This is a genomic window from Dactylosporangium sp. NPDC050588, assembly GCF_040654975.1.
Lineage (GTDB): Bacteria > Actinomycetota > Actinomycetes > Mycobacteriales > Micromonosporaceae > Dactylosporangium > Dactylosporangium maewongense.
In genome coordinates, this window is record NZ_JBFAJA010000102.1 from 18,203 (window position 1) to 36,505 (window position 18,303).

10 protein-coding genes are annotated in these 18,303 nt (G+C 68.7%); all 10 read left to right on the forward strand.

All coding sequences use genetic code 11. The annotated features are described in order from the left end of the window. The first annotated feature begins 95 nt into the window (after positions 1 to 95). The 10 genes from AB0I21_RS48400 (at position 96) to AB0I21_RS48445 (ending at position 18,241) form a co-directional block, all read left to right on the forward strand. A complete protein-coding gene (locus AB0I21_RS48400) occupies positions 96 to 1,097 on the forward strand; it encodes an effector-associated domain EAD1-containing protein (protein WP_360571402.1) in 1,002 nt (333 codons plus the stop codon). A gap of 11 nt (positions 1,098 to 1,108) precedes the next feature. Then, a complete protein-coding gene (locus AB0I21_RS48405) occupies positions 1,109 to 2,074 on the forward strand; it encodes an effector-associated domain EAD1-containing protein (RefSeq protein WP_360571404.1) in 966 nt (321 codons plus the stop codon). A 1-nt stretch (position 2,075) separates the two neighbouring features. Beyond that, positions 2,076 to 3,035 carry a MoxR family ATPase gene (locus AB0I21_RS48410; protein ID WP_360571406.1) on the forward strand — a complete coding sequence of 320 codons (960 nt, stop codon included), beginning with the start codon at positions 2,076 to 2,078 and terminating at the stop codon, positions 3,033 to 3,035. An 8-nt stretch (positions 3,036 to 3,043) separates the two neighbouring features. Next, positions 3,044 to 4,204 carry a hypothetical protein gene (locus AB0I21_RS48415; protein ID WP_360571407.1) on the forward strand — a complete coding sequence of 387 codons (1,161 nt, stop codon included), beginning with the start codon at positions 3,044 to 3,046 and terminating at the stop codon, positions 4,202 to 4,204. After that, positions 4,201 to 10,872, forward strand: a complete 6,672-nt coding sequence (locus tag AB0I21_RS48420; RefSeq protein WP_360571409.1) for a NaeI family type II restriction endonuclease — start codon at positions 4,201 to 4,203, stop codon at positions 10,870 to 10,872. The genes AB0I21_RS48415 and AB0I21_RS48420 overlap by 4 nt, the downstream gene beginning before the upstream one ends. 317 nt (positions 10,873 to 11,189) lie before the next feature. Next, a complete protein-coding gene (locus AB0I21_RS48425) occupies positions 11,190 to 13,097 on the forward strand; it encodes a hypothetical protein (RefSeq protein WP_360571411.1) in 1,908 nt (635 codons plus the stop codon). 401 nt (positions 13,098 to 13,498) lie between these two features. Next, the gene (locus tag AB0I21_RS48430; RefSeq protein WP_360571413.1) at positions 13,499 to 13,972 is read left to right on the forward strand and encodes a hypothetical protein; all 474 of its coding nucleotides are present in this window, start codon (positions 13,499 to 13,501) and stop codon (positions 13,970 to 13,972) included. Continuing rightward, positions 13,962 to 15,005: a site-specific integrase gene (locus tag AB0I21_RS48435; RefSeq protein WP_360571415.1), complete on the forward strand. Its 1,044-nt coding sequence runs from the start codon at positions 13,962 to 13,964 to the stop codon at positions 15,003 to 15,005. The genes AB0I21_RS48430 and AB0I21_RS48435 overlap by 11 nt, the downstream gene beginning before the upstream one ends. Before the next feature lie 119 nt (positions 15,006 to 15,124). Further along, on the forward strand, positions 15,125 to 15,301 hold the full coding sequence (locus AB0I21_RS48440; RefSeq protein ID WP_360571417.1) for a hypothetical protein: 177 nt from the start codon (positions 15,125 to 15,127) through the stop codon (positions 15,299 to 15,301). A 294-nt stretch (positions 15,302 to 15,595) separates the two neighbouring features. Next, a complete protein-coding gene (locus tag AB0I21_RS48445) occupies positions 15,596 to 18,241 on the forward strand; it encodes a hypothetical protein (protein ID WP_360571419.1) in 2,646 nt (881 codons plus the stop codon). Positions 18,242 to 18,303 lie beyond the last annotated feature (62 nt).

An 18,303-nucleotide genomic window follows, 5' to 3' on the forward strand; every position in this document is an offset into this window, starting at 1 on the left:
GGTGGGCGGAGCGGAGGAGTTGTGGCACCGTGCGTTGTCGTACAGTGACAGTCCTTGGGGTGGTCGATCGAAGGTGGTGTGGCATCTCTCGTGCGTTGAGCGGCCCGCAGCTGCGGCAGCTCGCCGGGGCGCTGCTGCATGCGTATCCGGCTCGGATCGGGTTGGAGCAGGTGCTGCGGTTCGACCTGGACCGGCGGCTGTCCGACCTGGTCGGCAACGTCGGCATGACCGAGGTCGTCTTCGCCGTGATCACCGCCGGCGAGGCCGAGGGCTGGTTGCCGGACCTCATCGACGCGGTCCTCGCCGACCGCGCCGGCAACCCGTTGGTGCGGGCCTGGGCCGTGGACACCGGGTGGCGGGCGGAGGTCGCCCCGTCACCGGAAGCCGCCGACGTCTTCGAGCGGACCGTCCGCCCGCGCGCGCCGGAGCTCGACCCCGACGCCTGGCGCGCCCGGCTCGCGGCGGCGCAGAGCGTGGTGTGCCGGGTCGCGGCCGAGACGCCCGCCGGTCTGCGACCGCTCGGCACCGGGTTCCTCATCGGCCCGGATCTGTGCCTGACCGCCCACCACGTGCTGGACGACGTCACACCGTCGACGATCCGGTTGCAGTTCAACCATCGCCACGACGACGCGGGAGCGACGGCCCCGCTGCACCACGACTGGCTCATGGCCGCCGCACCGCCGAGCCCGGTGGACACGCTGGAGGATCCCGGCGACCGCCTGCCCGCCGCCGGTGAGCTGGACTTCGCTGTCCTGCGCACCGCCGGGACACCGGGCGGCTGGCTGCGGCCGGCGCGGCAGGACTCGCTCGCCGCCTACGACGACCTGGTGATGCTGCAGCACCTCGACGGCGAGCCGCTGAGCATGGCGTTCGGGCACACCATCGACTACAACGGTAACGGCACCCGGCTGCGGCACATGGTCAACACCGCGCACGGCTCGTCAGGTGCCCCCGTGTTCGACATCTCCCTCGCGGTGGTCGCGATGCACCAGGGCGGCGACCCGGACAAGCGCCGCGGGCACCTACCGACGCACAACCGTGCCGTCCCGATCACCGCGATCCGGCAGGCGCTGCCGCCGGACCTCGCGGTCTTCTGAGGGCGGACGCCATGGACGGCATCCGCATGCGCCTGCTGATCATTGCCCTCAAGAGCGCCTACCCGACCTACCAGCAGCTCGCCGTCTTCGTCCGCATCGACCTCGACCGGAACCTGGCCGACATCGCCGGCGACGGGCCGCTGCACGACACCGCGTTCCGGCTGGTCGAGCAGGCCGTGGCCGAGGGGTGGGACGACCTGCTGACCCGCCGGCTGATGGCCTGCCGGCCGGCGAACCGGCAGGTCGCGGCCTACGCTGAGGCGTACGGGCGCGAGGTTGCGGCGGCGCGGGCCGTGCCGGCGAAGGTGCGCCACCAGAACGACGCCTACTTCGACCTCGACCATGCCAAGAACGTGATCCACGACCTGCTGCTCGACCGGCAGGCCGGGCTGCTCGGGATTTGGGTGACGGCCGAGGAGACCGCGGTGGCGAAGCGGCTCTGCGCGTGGCTGCCGCACTGCCTCGGCGATCTCGAGGAGAAGGACGACGTCAGCCTCGGCGCCGTCATCGCCGACCCGGACCACAAGGTGAAGCAGATCCTGCAGCACCTGCCGGAGCTGGACGAGACCGGCATCGTCTGCCAGGTCCTCGTCAACGACGCGACGCCCGCCGCCGTCGACGGCTTCTGGCAGGGTGTCCGGGACGGCTGCGGACCGATCGAACGCTGGTTCGTGCTGCTGTTCGTCACCGCGACCGACACTCCCGCGCCGTGCGGGGTCTTCGATCTGGGCCGGCCCGTGTTCACCCGGCTCGACGTGGCGAAGTGGGCCCGTGACGTGCTCGCCGGCCTCGGCTGGCCGGCCGATCTGGCCCGCCCTTGGAGCGGCTACGTGCAGAAACGCGCCGAGCTGCGCGACGGGTTCAGCATCCCGCTCACGTACGGGGCGCTGCACAGCAGCATCAACGCGGCCCGCAGATGTGAGGACCCCGCACAGTTCAGCGCATGGTTGCAGGGCGAATTGGTGAAGGAGGCATGACGTGAACGTCAGCCGGGGCGTCGACACGTCGATGCGACTGGACCTGGACGATGACGTGCCGGCGCAGCGGCCGATCGAGGACGTCGAGGCGGCGCCCGGCGCGCTCGGCAGGCCGCAGCTGCGGACCGTGCCGGCCGAGCCGTATCTGCTCACCGCCGACCTGTGCGACGCGGTCAACGTCGCGATCACCCTCGGCCGGCCGCTGCTCGTCCAGGGCGACCCCGGCGTCGGCAAGACCCGCCTCGCGCACGCCGTCGCGTACCGGCTCGGGCTGCCGCTGGAACAGGCGCACATCAAGTCCACCAGCCGCGGCCGGGATCTGCTGTACACGTTCGACGCGGTGCGCCGCCTGTCCGACGCCCAACTGCACCGGCCGTGGACCAAGACGCTGCCCGACGACCGCAGCTACGTCCGGCTCGGCCCGCTCGGCAGGGCCATCGCCCGCGCCCGTCACGGCCGCCGGTCGGTGGTCCTCATCGACGAGATCGACAAGGCCGACCTCGACTTCCCCAATGACCTGCTGCGGGAGCTCGACGAGCTGCGCTTCGACATCGACGAGGTCCCCGGCCTGCGGTACGAGGTGCCGCCGGACCGCCCCGACCTGCGGCCAATCATCATCGTGACGAACAACGAGGAGAAGCAGCTGCCGGGCGCGTTCCTGCGCCGCTGCGCGTTCCACTACGTCGAGTTCCCGGAGCACCCAGACGACCTCGACGCGATCCTCGACATGCACGGCATCGCCGACGCCGCCCTGCGCGGCGGCGCCATCGACGTCCTGCAGCGCCTGCGCGGCGTCGAACTGGCCCGCAAACCGGGCCTCAGCGAGCTGCTGGACTGGGCCCGCTGCCTGCAGAGCGACGACGTCGACCCGCAGAGCCTCACCACGCTGCCGAAGATCGGCGCACTGGTGAAGCAGCGCGCCGACCAGGACCGGGCCCGCAAACGGTTGAGCACACCATGAGCCCGCCGATGCCGGCGTTCCTCCACGACCTCGTGATCCGGTTGCGCCGCCGTGGACTGCCGATCGGCGTGGATGACTGCGCGGCGCTGCGGACCGTGCTCAGCACCGGCCACGGTCTCAGATCCCCCGACGAGCTGCGCGCGCTGTGTGTCACGCTGTGGGCCAAGTCCCGCCGCGATGCCGAGCTCATCGTCTCGACGCTGCACCTCGTGGACGTGCCTGAGTGGCCGGTGGAGGGTGGCGCCGCACCGGTGACGGACGGGCCGCCCGTCGCCTTCCCGGCGCCCGAGTCGGCCGTCGAGCTGCCCCCACCCGCCGCCGACGCCGAGATGCCGGAAGCTCTGACCATCACCGCCCCCACCCGCCTCGGCGACGGTCTCGGCCCGCCACGCTCCGGACGGTCCGCGCCGTTCCTGATGCTGCAGCCGCAGTACCCGCTGTCGCAGCGGGAGGTCGCCCAGGTGTGGCGCCGGCTGCGGCTGCCCGTCCGCCAGGGCCCGCCGACGGAGCTCGACGTCGACGCCACCGTCGTGCGCTACGCGTCGACCGGCGTGGCCATGCCGCCGGTGCTCGCCCCGCGCCGCGTCAACGCCGCCCGGCTGCTGCTGCTCGTCGACCTCAACGGGTCCATGACCCCGTTCCACGGCCTCGTCGAGCACGTCCTGCGGGCAATCGTCCGCGCCGCCCGCCTCGACGAGATCACCATCGCCTACTTCCACAACTCCCCCGGCCGCAGCCCCGACCGCAGCCCGCTGGCCGACCTGCCCGACCCGCTCGGCGCCGAGCTCGACCCCGTGCTGGACCGCATCACGCCGCTGCCCGGCGGGCGCGTGTACCGCAACCCCGACCTCACCGGTTCACGGCCGCTGCCGGCGCTCCTGGCCGACACCACCCCCGGCTCGTCCGTTGCTGTCATCAGCGACGCCGGCGCGATGCGCGGCTCGTTCGCCATCACCCGCCTGTACGACGCGGTCGCCTTCGCGCTCGCCGTCGCCGCCCGCCGGGCCCACCTCGCCTGGCTGAACCCGCTCGCCCGCGGACGCTGGGCCGGCACGACGGCCGGCCAGCTGGCCCGGCACGTGCCCATGTTCCCGCTCGACCGGGACGGCATGTACGCCGCAGTCGACGTCCTCCGCGGCCGGCCGGCGACACTGGAGCGCCCACTGTGACCGCGCTCGCCGCCGCGTCGGCCGCGGCCGCCCGCCTGGCCGAGGCCCGCTCGACCTTGCCACCCGGCGCGCTCGACCTCGCCTGCCACGCCGCCGTGCCGGTCGCCGTCGACCCGACGCTGCTCAACCTCCTGCGCACCAACTTCTTCCTCGACCCGCCGGACGAGCTGCCGTGGACGGTCGAGGCGGACCTGCTGGGCTCACCGCTGTTCCGTGAACTCGGCGGCGACCTGTACGAGTTCGAGCCCGACCTGCGCCGCCACCTGCTGCTGAGCCTCGGCACCCGGTACGGGGTGGACCGTGCCGTCCAGGTGGCGCTGCTGCTGGAGCGGTACTGCGACCGCCCCGGCGTGTGGGGCGGGCAGCCGCTGCTCCTGCACGCCCAGCAGCTGACCGCGTTGAGCATCATCGACCCGCCCGCAGCGTTCCGATGGCTCGACGAGGCCGGCGCCGGGACGTCGGCGCCCGTGCAGCTGTCGCCGGACTGGTTCGTGGCGATGCGCGGCCGCCTGGCCGCACGACCGGACCCCGCGCTGCGGGTCGCCGACGAGATCGAGGCCGCGCTCGCCCGTCTGCGCGCCGGCAACACTGACGTCCTGTCGCTGCTCGGCGAGCTGGCGCTGCTGCCCGGCGCGGACGTCGCACCGATCCGGGCTGCGCTGCGCGACACCGCCGACGACGTCGCGGCACCGCTGCTGCGGCTGCTGGCCCGGGTCCAGCCGGTGGACGCGTCGACTGACCGAACGGACCAGCGGGTGCCGCTGCATCTGTTGCTGGACCTTGACCTCGCCCCGTCCCCGTGGATGAGTGCGCCGGTCGGCACCGTGGCCGGCCAGCCCGTGTACCTTCCATTGAACACCGACCAGCACGTGGTGACGGCGGTGTTCTCCACCGAGCGCGCCCGGACGGACACGCTCCGCACCATCGCGCTCGCGTTCGCCTGCACGTACCGCCCCAGCGAGGTCAACCTGGTCCTGCTCGACACCACAGGTGACCGGGTGTTCGACGACCTGCACGTCCTGCCCCACGTCGTCGCGGCCGTCACGGACCTGAGCCGGCAGGAGGACCGGCGCCGCCTGCACCGGGCCATCCGCAGCCGCGCCGGCAGCCCCGCAGCGAAGCCCAAGTGCATCACGCTTGCCGTCGGCAGCGACGCTGTCGAGACGGCGTATCTGTACGCCGACACCAACGACATCCCGAGAGGTGCAGTCACCACGATCACGGTGCGGCTCGATGAGCCGCACGCACCGTTCGCCAATCTCGTCACCCAGACGCACGACCGGCAACACGCAACGCAGATGCTGCCCGCGACGACGGCGGTGGCGTACGACGAACGCCGGACGGTCGCCGACATGCTGATCGAACGAGCGGTCGCGCGCCATCCAGACCGGCAGCCGCCGATCTGGGTGCCGGCACGTGCTAACCCACCGACCCTGGACGAGCTCCTCGCCCGGCTGCCGGCGGACGGCCGGGCGTTCGGCGTCGTCGGCGGTGTCGATGACGAGAGCCGCAGGGACTACGAGCCGTTGACGGTCGACCTCGACGACGGCAATGTCGCGATCGTCGGCCGGATCTTCTCGGGTAAGGGCACCATCCTGTCGTCGCTGGTGCTGTCGTTCGCCCGACGCCGGCGCCCCGACCAACTCGAGTTCTTCATCGTCGGCCCGGCCAACCCCCTCGCCGACCTTGCCGGGCTGCCGCACGTCGCGCAGTACGCTCCCCGGCCCGACGCCGACCTGATCGCCCGGGTGCGGCGGGCCATGCAGGCCCGGCGGCTGGCGAGCGGGCCGAGCACGGTGCTGGTCGTGAACGATGTCCCGGACCTCCTCCCGCTCGTGGAGGAGATCCGCCGGTCAGGACCGACGTCGAGCATCCGGGTGCTGGTGTCGGCGACATCCTGGGACTCGCTCGGTCGGTTCGAGATCGAGCTCGAAACGACCTTCGACGATCCTCCCAATTCACGCATCGACCCCGAACAGTACGTCGACCCGGTGCGCTCCATGAGCCACGGCCTGGCCCCGGGCGGGGTGCCGTTCGTCATCCCGCTCATCGACCACGTCGAACAGCTGGTGTCGCGGATCGCCGCCTCCTGGACCGGGCCGACCGCCCGCGATCGATGGGCCGGCATCGACGCCGGACAGCAGCCCCCGCCGCGGCCGGTCTCCACCGGCCGCCGGATCGCTGTCGTCATCGGCACGTCTACGTACGCCGACTCGGAGCTGCCGCCACTGCCCGGCGCGGTCGCCGACGTCAGCGCGATCGCCGAGGTGCTGCGAGACCCGTCGATCGGCAACTACGACGTCACCGTCCTCCTCGACCGCGACGAACGGACGATCAGGCAGACCCTCGACGACGTCCTCACCGGCAGCGGGCCCGACGACCAGGTCCTGGTGTATGTCACTGGTCACGGGATGCTGGAGCCGCGGGGGCACCTGTACCTCGCAACGACCGACACCCGACGCGATAGGTTGCTGGCGACCGCCATCGACTCGCAATGGATCATGGACCTGCTCGACCACTCCCGCGCACGGCAGCAGGTGTTGCTCATCGACACCTGCTTCAGCGGCGCGATGGCCGACAGGCGCAACACCGTCCCGGACGTCCGCGACCCCCTCGCGCCGGATGTCAGACGAGCCGTCCTCACCGCGACGCAGGGCACGCAGTACGCGTGGCAGACGACTGGCGAGGACGGCAGACCAGGGATGTCAGCCTTCACCGCAGCGGTCGTCAAGGGCCTCTCCACGGGCGATGCGGACGCCGACGGCGACGGCGTCATCACCATCAACGACGTCTACGAGTACGTCTACCACGAGATGGCCCGGGCCGGCGTCCAGTCGACACCGGCGCTGCGGTCGTCCGGAACCGGATCGATGACCATCGTACGGTCGCGAGCGCCGCATGCCGCCTCCACACCTGGCGGCGAACGGCCCGGCCCAAACGAGCTCGACGCCGGTGCCGCCCGCCTCGTGGTGATGGACCTGCAAATCGCGCAGGCTGGCGATCGGCGTAAGCAGCTGGAAGCACGCTTTCAAAGCGTCTTCGTCGAGCGGATCATGAATGAATACGACGTCGAACGGATCGGCGGCGACCCCCGGCGCGACCTGACACTTCGCACGTCCGCTGACGGCGCCGCAGAGCTGCTCGCCGCGCTCGCCAATGGAATCGTCACCGCCAACCAGGACATCGAACCGCAGGATCGGCTGCAGGTTCGCGCAGCGATGTATCTGGCGAACGAAGCCGGCTTCAACTCGGAAGTGCTCAACGCACCCGAGCTGCGCCTCCCAACCGACGCCAACCTCGCAGTCGTTTTCTCAGATTCCTTGCGTACGGCAGTCGCCCATACGGTTACTGGCGCATCATGGACCGCCTTGCGGCCACTGACGCTACATGTTGGCGCGGACCGCTCACCGGTGCACGCCTGGATTGCAGCGGTGCGCACCGAACCGGCTGTGGCTGGCGAGATCCTTGGCAACAGGCACGAGATCCTTAACAACAGGTACCGGCTTATCGCCCCCATCGGCACCGGTGGCATGGCCGTCGTGTGGCGGGCCCAGGATCTTGCGCTGGACCGCAATGTCGCGGTCAAGTTGCTCGCCGACAAGCCCGGCAACTCGGAGCCCTTCCGGGCCGTGGCGCAGGTCCTCGCCCGCCTCCATCATCCCAACATCACCGCCGTGCACGACTACGGCGAGGCCGGTGACCCCACCGCGAACACGTACGGCCGGTACGGCCGGCGCCCGTACATCGTGATGGAGCTGCTCGAGGGCGAGCTGCTGTCCAATAGGCTGCGCAGCGGCCCTATGTCGTGGCGCCGCGCCACCCAGATCTGCGCCCAGGTCGCCGCCGGGCTCGCCGCAGCGCACGAGTGCAACCTGGTGCACCGCGACATTAAGCCCGGCAACATCATGCTCACCGCCGCCGGAGCGAAGATCCTCGACTTCGGCGTGGCCGGGCTCACCGGCTCGTTCGCCCCCGACGACGAGGACGGCACCATCTTCGGTACCCCCGCCTATCTGGCCCCCGAGCGGCTCCTTGGCGGCGGGGTCATCCCGGCGACCGACGTGTACACCGTCGGCCTGCTCTTGTACCGCTGCCTCACCGACCGACTCCCGTGGCACGCGGACACGCCAACGCAAATGATCACCAACCACGTCTATGAGCCCCCACACCCGCTCCCGGAGATCCCCGGCCTGCCCGGCGACATCAGCCAGCTCATCGCCCGCTGCCTCGCCAAGGACCCCGCGGGCCGACCAACCGCCTCCGAGGTCGCACGGGTCCTCGCCGCCGCCACCGGCCTCCACGTCGAACTTCCCCGCCCGAACGAACCTGTCGACGGAACGGTGATGGAGCCTGCACGTCCCGACGGCCAGGACATTCCGGGATATCTTGGCCGGGTCCATGACCGCGCCGGAAATATCGTCGGCACCTGTTTCCAAGCTCGACCTGGCGTCCTGGTGACTGCCCTGCACATCGTCAGCGACTTACAACCTGACATAGTCGTCACTGCACTCAACCATCACAGCCAGCCGATCCCCGCACAGATAGCCGTGGTCGACGAGCGGACCGACCTTGCGGTGATGAGGTGCACTCAGGCGTTCGACGCATCGGTCGCGGGCTTCGCCGCGACCGACCCAATCCCGGCCGGCACTCGGGTGATCATCGACCGTGCCCTGCTGGGCACCGAACCTCACACCTCCTCGTACACCGATGACGTTTGGGCTACCGGCGATGGAAGAACTGCCGCCATCCCTTCAATCATGGCAGGCGCACCTGTTCGGCGCCCTGGCGACGATTTGGTCGTCGGGGTCGTCGTGGCCCGCCGATTCGCGCCGCGAGGAACAGCACGAACAGAGGACCTGATACCGCTCCTCGACCGTGTGGAAGCCGCGAGCGAGACGCCCGAGCTCGCCGCCGGCCTGCGGCGGGCCCTGCGCGACGGCGAGTTCGCGCTGCACTACCAGCCGGTGGTCCGCCTCGCGGACGGCCGCGTGACGGCGGTCGAGGCGCTGCTGCGCTGGACCCCGCCCGGCGGCGAGGCGATCCCGCCCGGCGTCTTCATCCCCGTCGCCGAGGCCACCGGCCTCATCGTGCCGATCGGCTGGTGGGTGCTCGAGCAGGCGTGCGCCCAGGCCCGCGCCTGGCACGCCCGCGACGGGATCAGCCTGACCGTCAACGTGGCCGCCCACCAGCTGCGCGAACCCGACTTCGTGGAGCGCGTCCGCGCCGCCCTGCACGCCGCCGGGCTGCCGGCCCGGGCCCTCGTCCTCGAGGTCACCGAGAGCACCCTGGTCGCCGACGCCGACTCGACCGCCCGGCTGGACGCGCTGCGCGCCGACGGGGTGCGGGTGGCGATCGACGACTTCGGCACCGGGTACTCCTCCCTGGCCTACCTCGTCCACCTGCCCGTCGACGTGCTGAAGATCGACCGCACGCTCATCGCGACCGCCGTGGACACCACACTGATGCGCGCGATCCTCCAGCTGGCCGGAGGGCTCTCGCTGCAGACGGTGGCGGAGGGCGTGGAGACCGAGGAGCAGGCGGCGACGCTGCGGTCGCTGGGGTGCGAGCATGCGCAGGGATTCCTGTACTCGCGGGCGGTACCACCGGACGATCTCGACGCCCTGCTGTCGGGGCGGCTGGAACTGGGCGCCGAAACGATTGGGCCAGAAGGAACGGCGACCGCAGCTGCCGTGAGAGTACCTTCCGGCGAGTCGCAGATCGACCTCCCGGTGCATCAACCGGGGGCTGGCAGCACCGCCGAGGCGCAGGACGACTTCGAACAGCCGATCGTTGCACCGCTATCGCCAGACACCGACGCGGATTTGTGGCGGGCTGTCGCTCTGCTGCGGCGCCTCGATCCAAATGGCCAGCGGACGGCGACAGCCGTGCGCGAGGCGCTGGACGGGGTGATCGACGGTCCGCGGACCGGTCGGTACAGCCTGAAACAACTCCTCAAGTCGGAAAAAACTACCGTCGGCGCCCAGGTCGAACTGGCCTTTCAACGCACCTTCGGACTCACCGATGGACATCGCCTCGACCTATCGATCGACGGTGTCGAGGCGGACTTCAAGTTCACCCAGACCCGGGGTGCGTGGCAACTCGGACCGGAGAACACCGGCCAACTCGTCATACTGGTGTATGCCAACGAAGAACTCGGAGAGTGGGGCCTCGCCCTCGGTCGTGTGACCGACGACCTCGCGGCTCCGGCAAAGAATAGAGACGGAAAGTTTTCCCTGCGCCGAGACCGTCTCGACTCGGGACTCATATGGCTGTTCAGAGACAAACCGCTCCAACGGAACGTGCTGGCCGAACTGGACGAGGAAGACCGGCAGGAAATCTTCGCCCAAGCCAGCAGCATCGACAGGGTCGTGGAGCTCGCCCGGCGATCGCGGGGACGCCCCATCTCCCGTACGGCTCTGGCGACGGTCGTCATGCAGGCCGATCCGGCGAGACGGCTGCGCGATGCGCAACCGAAGCTGGCCCAAGAAGGCTTGTTCCTGTTCCGCGGCGGCCGAGTAGAGGATCGCCGACGCATCGAGCACCTTGGTCTACCGGAGCTGGCCTCCGACGAGATCGTGTTCCTCCAGCTCGTCAGCGTGCATCCCGAGACCACAACCAAACCGTTCGTCGAGCTGGCCGAGGGCTTCTGGTCGCTGGCGTCGGACTAGGCACAGCCAACAAAGTCGGTGATCCCATCTTGAGAACTGCGGACCCGCCCGCAGTGGGTCTGTCAACTTAACGGCTCTGGCGCAGAAACGGTGGTGTCTGCCGGTGACGGCAGTTAGGGTCTGGAGTCCTCACCGCAGGGCCGAGGCCCGCCGGATGCTGCCCCAGGCTCATGTACGGCACGAGCCAAGATCAGCAAGAAAGCCCCCATTGGCCCACCCGCGGCGGGCGCCGACGCTGCGCCCCGCTGTAAACGGTTGGAGCGGCAACTGAATGACCTGGTTCACTTGACTCCCTCCACGTATTGCAGGAAGGCATCGTGAGCGAGCCACAAGTTGACGCCCTCTCCACTCCGCCAGATGACGAAGCGGTGACAGCCGGTCCCATCCCGCCATACACCCACGATCCGGAACGACTGCCTGCGCTTGCAACGTTGGTCGACGCCGCCTGTGATGGCGCAGCGGATCCGCATGACGTCGCGTTGCGAGTCGATGAACTCTCGCCGCAGATCGATCCGCTGACGAGCCGCTCCGAGAAGATGGCGCTGTTTCACACGTTCATGTACCTGCTGGAAGTAACGACACCGGACCAAGCCCGAGTCGACGCACGGTTGGAGCCGCTGGACGGACCGTCGCTGCTGCCAGTGGCGTTGCGCGACGCCACAGAAGCGATGCGCACACTTTGGCTCGGGCTTGCCGAGCACGTTCGGCATCCCATGGCACGTGCACGATGCTGGGACATCGTCTTCACCCTCACCCTGTTGCGCAACCGTCGCACCTCCGCCGAGCAGGCGATAAACGCGTATCTCGAGGCATCCAAGCCACCTACTTCACGTCGGCACCGAGGCGACAGCCTCGTCCGAGCGTGGGTCCTCGCCCGCCGGGTCAGCCTCAACGACACCACGACGTCCAACGCGATCCACGAGGCCATGAAGACGCTGGCGACGGAGGGCGTCGACCAAGGCGATCCGTACCCCGCCATGACAGTCCTCGCGGCCTTGATCAGCCCAGGGCGGACACGGCCCGAATCCGTCGACCCCGACGTGGACACCTTGCTTGACCGGGCTGTCCTTGCGTACTCGCAGGTCCACATCATCAGCGGATTCGCCACCCTCATCCGGCGCCGCGCCGGCGAAGGCAGCGAACGGGCAGAACAGGCGAGCCGGCACGAGGTGAACGCGATGATCGCCGAGGCCGACGCGGCGACCGATCCGATGATCATCAGGAACCGGTATAGCGAAGCTGCGGCGGCCGCCCACACCTACGGTTTGGCCGACCTGGAGAAGAGGGCGGTCGCAGGCTTGCAGTCTGCGCCCAGGGTCTCCTGGACCGTCTCCGAGTACAAGATCACTACGCCATCCCGGTTCTTCCATGCCCACCTGCCCGGCTTCTCGCAGGCATCCGAGTGGCGGCAAGCACTTTCGATCTGGCTGCACTCAACGGCACCCAGTGGCAGCTTTACCGCCAACGAACGCGCAGCCAACCGAAACCTTCAGGCGTCGGTGATGACCCGCCTCGCCTCCATGGTGATCTTCCGCGACGGCGACCTTCCAGCCCGGGCGCTGGACGGCGACGCAGATCGCCTGGAGCACGCGCTCGTGCAGATCGAACAACAGACAATGGAGATGCGCGGCCGTTTCCTGGCCCGCGCACTGGTTCAACTTCAACAGCGATTCGGAATACCATCCCAGGCCGACCTCAAGGCCTTTCTGCTCCAATCAGGAGCCGCGCCGAACCTGGCTCAGGCATTGGCCACGGCATTCCAGCTGTACTGGGTCGAAGAATACGACGCATGCTGCCACCTCATCGTGCCGAAGGTCGAAGCCGCCACGCGAGCGTTGCTACTCGAACTCAACGAACCTATGTACCGGGCCGCCGTCGGCGACTCGGTTGGCCAGTTTCCCGGCCTCGGAAGCTTGTTGCCGCTGCTGGTTGAGAACGACTTTGACCCCGACTGGGAACGCTTCCTACGCACCTTGCTGCTCAACTACGGCACCAACCTCCGGAACCTCATTGCACACGGCTACGCCGACAATGTCGGGCCCGTCGACGCCGCGCTGGCATTGCGCGCCGCTGCGGTCCTGGTGCTCGTCACCAATGGCAACGCAGCAGGTCGCGACGCTGCGCGGGTACAACAGACCTTGAGAGAACCCACCGGCCACCGGCGGCGGGATGGATGGTGGCGCCGTTGCGTTGCGGCCCTGCACATCGTCAGGCGCGACCATTGAATTGTCTCATGCCACCTGAAACGCCCGCTCGTAACTCAGCCCAACACCTCGACATGGCAGAGCAAGCCGACCGCCAACGAGCGCGACGGGGCGATGGCCTGTACCGCCGTCAACCGGCTTTCGACTAACTACAGCGGGCAACGGCCGAGATCCGACGAGGACTTGAAGGAATGAAACCGTGTCGATAGCATAAACGCATGAATCCCTGCTTCGGGCAGGGATGCTATGGGTGGGGGTTAATCCCCCCTTCGACACCAGTTCGTGTGGGATTACACCAACATCACGTCAGGGCACGGCCGCCCACGGCGCTGGTGCGATACCGCGTGCTCGGTGACTCGATCGGGTGACCAGCCCGTTTGTGGCACACGCCCCTCGATCGCGGCGCGGTCACGATGACCGCCATGAGACGCAGCGGACCAGCCGTCGAGCAGCTCATCGGCGCGCTGATCCCTCAGCCACTCCCCCGGCCCATCCCGACGCCGGCACCGCTGCCGACCCTCCCACCACCCCGGGCACCGACCGGTCCGGACAGGATCGAACTCGACGTGGCCCGGCTCGACCGGGCCGGGCGCTGCTCGGCCCGGAAGCTGCTGCACCAACTGGACTGGCACCCGGAGCACCGACTCGTCGTGGACGTCGCCGACGGCACGATCCTGATCCAACGCCACCCGGGCGGCCGGGTCCTGACGGACCCCCGCGGCGCCCTCACCCTGCCCGCCGCGGCGCGACAGCTGTGCGGGATCTGCGGCGGCGACCGGATCGTACTCGCCGGCGACCTCACCCGTGACCGTATAACCGTCTATCCGATGGCAATAGTGGCCCGGCTGCTCACCGAACACCACACCCGCCTCACGGACGGCCATCATGGTCACTGACCCGGACCGTCTCGCCGCAGCGTGGGCCGCGCTCGCCGAGCTCGGGATCACCCTCGCCGACCTGCAGCACGACGCACGACCACGACGGCCGACCTTCGACGAGTACCTGCCACACGTCGTCGCCGCCGCAGGACCCAGCGCCAAACGCGTCTACAGCACCTACTGGAACCGCATGGCCAGCACTTGGGCCGGCCGACCGATCGACGACATCGCCGCCAGCGAGATCCAGGCGCTGCGGCTCGCGGCCGTCGCCACCGCCCGCAGCCGCCGCAACAACCGCGGCGGCCGCTACGCCGGCGAACTGTTCATCGCCGCCGCCCGCGCCTACTACACCTGCGCCGCCGACGACGGCCTCATCGACCCAGCCGACAGCCCCGCCCACCGCATCAGCAAACCCCGACGCCTCCCCAGCACCCGCCGGGCCCTGACCCCGGACGAGCTCACCGAGATCAACCTCATCGCCCGGACCACCGGCAACGACGCCATCCTCGACGCGCTCCTGCTCCGCCTGCACACCGAAACCGCCTGCCGACGCGGCGGCGCCCTCGGGCTGCGCCTCATGGACCTCGACACCGAACGTGGGCTCGTCATGCTCCGCGAAAAGGGCGGCACCACCAGATGGCAGCCGATCAGCCTCCACCTCGCCACCCGCCTCACCGAACACGCCCGCATCCGCGGTGCCGTCCTGCCCACCGACGCGCTCCTGCGCTACCGCAACGGCACACCACTCACCAGCCGCCGCTACGACCACCTCTGGCACCGCATCGGCCAGCACCTGCCCTGGGTCGCCGCCCACGGCATCAGCACCCACTGGCTGCGACACACCACACTGACCTGGGTCGAACGCCACTTCGGATACGGCACCGCCCGCGCCTACGCCGGCCACACCGACAACACCGGACCAGCCACGACCACGTACATCCGCGCCGACGTGCAAGCCGTCGCCACCGCCCTCGCCACCATGACCGGCCAACCACACCCACTCGCCCAAACCACCAACAATCAACCAGACGGTGGCCACCCACCGGCTTAAACACCCGCCTGACCTCAGACGATGGATCTGTGCACTGACCCGCACGACAACAAACCGCGCGGATCGCGGAATGGGCGTGCGCCTTGTCCGTCGACCTCTGCGGGGCCACGATGATCGGCGTGACGGACGAACAGAGACTCCAGCAGATGATCGATGAGCTCCGCCGAATGCGCGAGCGGTGCGAGCCGAAGTCAAACCAGAACCCGCGTTACCTCCGCTACTCGAACGCCGTGTCGGCCCTGCGCTGGGTCATCGATGACCTGGCGAAGGAACGGGCGATTAATCGAGAGCGTTGAGAGTCGCTCTCGAGCTCACCCGCCCACATCGCGGCATTATGCAGGTAATCCTTGGCAAGGGGTCCAGGAAGTTGATCGTGGTCCGCGCGGGTCGATCATGGGGCTGGTGAGGGCTGGTAGAGCTCGCCGTCGGTGTCACCACTTCGAAGACTCGATGTCGGCATCCCGTGGAAGCGACTATGCAGACTCGCCCTGCGCGGGTGACGACGAAACCCCATTGGGTGGTCCGCATCGACGTCGACTGAGTAGTCTCCAAGCGCGCTCGGTGTTGTCGCCCGATGAGGAGTTGGTCCGTTGTACCAGCTGGGAACGGTTCGCGTGCTCACCGTCGGGCCGCCGGGACGGCCGTTCGCGGACGAATGCCTGGACCTCGGTACAACCGGTGCTCCGGACCTGCTCATGGGCGCCAACGGGTCCGGGAAAACCACGTTTGCGCGGCTCGTGCAATTCGTCCTGACTCCGCACATAGTTGAAGGATTAGCCCGCACGGGATGGAGCCGCTTCTTCCCGGAGCATCAACTGGGCCACGTCGTACATGAGTGGCGCGACCCAGCCTCCGACCAGTCCGTCGTGCTCGGGCTCGCCGCGATGCGAAGCCATGGCCAGCTGAGGTGCTTCCGCTACTCGCTACGGCTGCGGCTCGGCCTTGACCTCCGTTCCCTGCCGCTCGCCAAGCACTCGTCGAGCCTTGAGCAGTTACGCAGTTGCCTAGTCGAGGCAGCAAGCCCCGATTGCGGCGAACCGTTCTTCACGGCGGAGGAGGAGGCGTGGCGTAGTCATCTGAAGTCTTTCGGGCTCGGGGGCGATAGCATCTACTTCCCAGGCGAACACGGACGTCGATGGACGGCGGACCGAGCGGCGTTTGTGGAGGAGGCCATCCGGTGGCTGGCTTCGACAGTGGTCGTGCCGGAGTTGACGGAAACGGGCGGGGCGGACCTCGCCCCCGAACAGGTAGTGGCGCAAGGATTGCCCGCGGTTAAGACACTGCTACGGCACTTACGGGCTGTTGAGGACCTTTCGACCGTTCCCGGCCCTGATGGCACGCAGCGCCCGCTCGTTCGGCTTCGATTCGCAGATCCCTCCGACGAAATGCTGCGAGAGCAGCTAAAGGCGTTGGTGAAGCGCGCCGCGCCGAGAGAATGGCATGCTGCGGTGGCGGTGGCCGCGATCCGGCACACGGTGGACGTCAGCATACTGGTCGATCTTGTTCGCGAGCCACGGTACGTATCGCTGGACCACTGGGAGAGCTCGACCTCCTGGATGACCCAGGAGGTGACGGCTGTCGTACTGAACTCAGTATTCGCACGTGTCCGGGCTTCGCTCAGCGGCACTGGTGCGGTGCCCGTACTCGCCTTCGTGGATCTCCCGTGGACGGCGACCGCAGCACGGCCAGAGGCCGAAATCCTGCGCCATTGGGGACAACACATCGTCTACCTGATGGCTGGCCAAGCGTTGGACACCAGGCAGTCAACGCCCGGCGACGCCGGCAGGATCTTCAATATCGTCGATGTTGAACGCCGCGATGACGGCGAACGACACAGCCGGATTGCGTCCGCCGTCGCGCTTGCGTCGGTGAAGGCAGACCGTGCCGACCAGCGGGACTTCGAGCCGCTCACTGACGTGTTCGACGTGCTTGATCCCGCCGCCGGTGCATGGCAGGACAGTGACCTCATCGTTCCGCACTATCGGTGGTGCGGCACATCGGACAACGTGTGGATCGCGTCGGCGCTGCAGCCGTCAAGCGTGGCCCGCTTCGCCATCCTGCGTCCAGTGCATACGCTTCCGCCCGGGGCGGCTCTGTTGTACAGCCGCTACCTGGGCGGCGACGCCATCTTCGGCGACGAGGCGGTCTCCCGGCGGCAGTTGGTCACCATCTCCCCCGACGACCTCGCCGACCTCATGGTTCCGCGGCTAGACCGGTCTACACTTCGGGCGATCGCCGACCTGACGGCCGCCGCGGATGATTTCGACCAATGGCGCCGACAGACGATGACGGCCGTCGACTTGTTCTTCCAATGGCGAGACATTTCCGCGGCGCGCGCCGAGATCATCGCAGCTGGTCGGCTGACCCGTCAGCGGTGGGAAGCCGCCCAAGTTCTGGATGCGTTCGCGTCCCGCGTCCGCACAACCCTGCCGCACCCCATCGCCAGCCGGTGGCGGTCCCTCGATGCCGCACGCCCGGACGAAGCGGGCTACCGGGCGGTCCTCGACTGCGCCGAGACTGTGGTGACGTACTGCGCCGCTGTCGGCGTGCAGTTCGCGTTTGCTCATCAGGTGGCGCTGCCCAAACTGCGCGCACTGTCGAGCAAGATCAAGCAAGGTACACCGATTTCGTTCGGCGTCTGGACCACGATGCTGGCGGACCTGGCCGGCGTCGCCTCCACCGCATCCATTCCAGCTGACTCCCCGCTGCGTAACTTCGCCCAGTTCGGCGGAGACATCGCCCTGGCCGTCGCGGACTTGAAGGAACGTCGCAACCACATGGCTCACGGCCGCGTGCCAGCAGTACACGAATTCGCACCGTTGTGCGAGTCCGCCCGGGCAGAGTTGGAAAAGGTCATCGCGGCGGCCGAATGGCTTGCCGACTACCCGCTCCGGCACGTGGACGAGGCCCTCTGGGACAGCTACTCCAACAGCACCCAGGTTGCCTTCCGTGAACTCATGGGCGACCACAGTGTGGTGCGCCTGCGACGTGACACGACTACAGGCAACGTCGAAGTGTTCAGTCCCTATGCAGTCGATCAGTTCGGTCGCTATTACCTTCTGCGTCCACTGCTGCACACCGCCGTCTGTCAGGGGTGTGGTCAGCTCAGCGTCTTCGTGCTAGATCGTTGGAGTCCCGACGAGCACCGAGCCGAGTTCAAGGCACTGAACCATGGCGATGTGTGCCACGTGTCGTGTGAGAGCGCCTTGCGCGCCGTCGGCTTGTTGACCACGTGATCCCGCAGATGCGCTTAACGCTGCCGTGGCGCCACATGGCGCCTTGCAGGCGCACGCCGGGC

Coding starts and splice junctions, on each gene's coding strand:
- AB0I21_RS48405 (WP_360571404.1), top strand. CDS start 1,109: ATGGACGGCATCCGCATGCGCCTGCTGATCATTGCCCTCAAGAGCGCC.
- AB0I21_RS48415 (WP_360571407.1), top strand. CDS start 3,044: ATGCCGGCGTTCCTCCACGACCTCGTGATCCGGTTGCGCCGCCGTGGA.
- AB0I21_RS48430 (WP_360571413.1), top strand. CDS start 13,499: ATGAGACGCAGCGGACCAGCCGTCGAGCAGCTCATCGGCGCGCTGATC.
- AB0I21_RS48435 (WP_360571415.1), top strand. CDS start 13,962: ATGGTCACTGACCCGGACCGTCTCGCCGCAGCGTGGGCCGCGCTCGCC.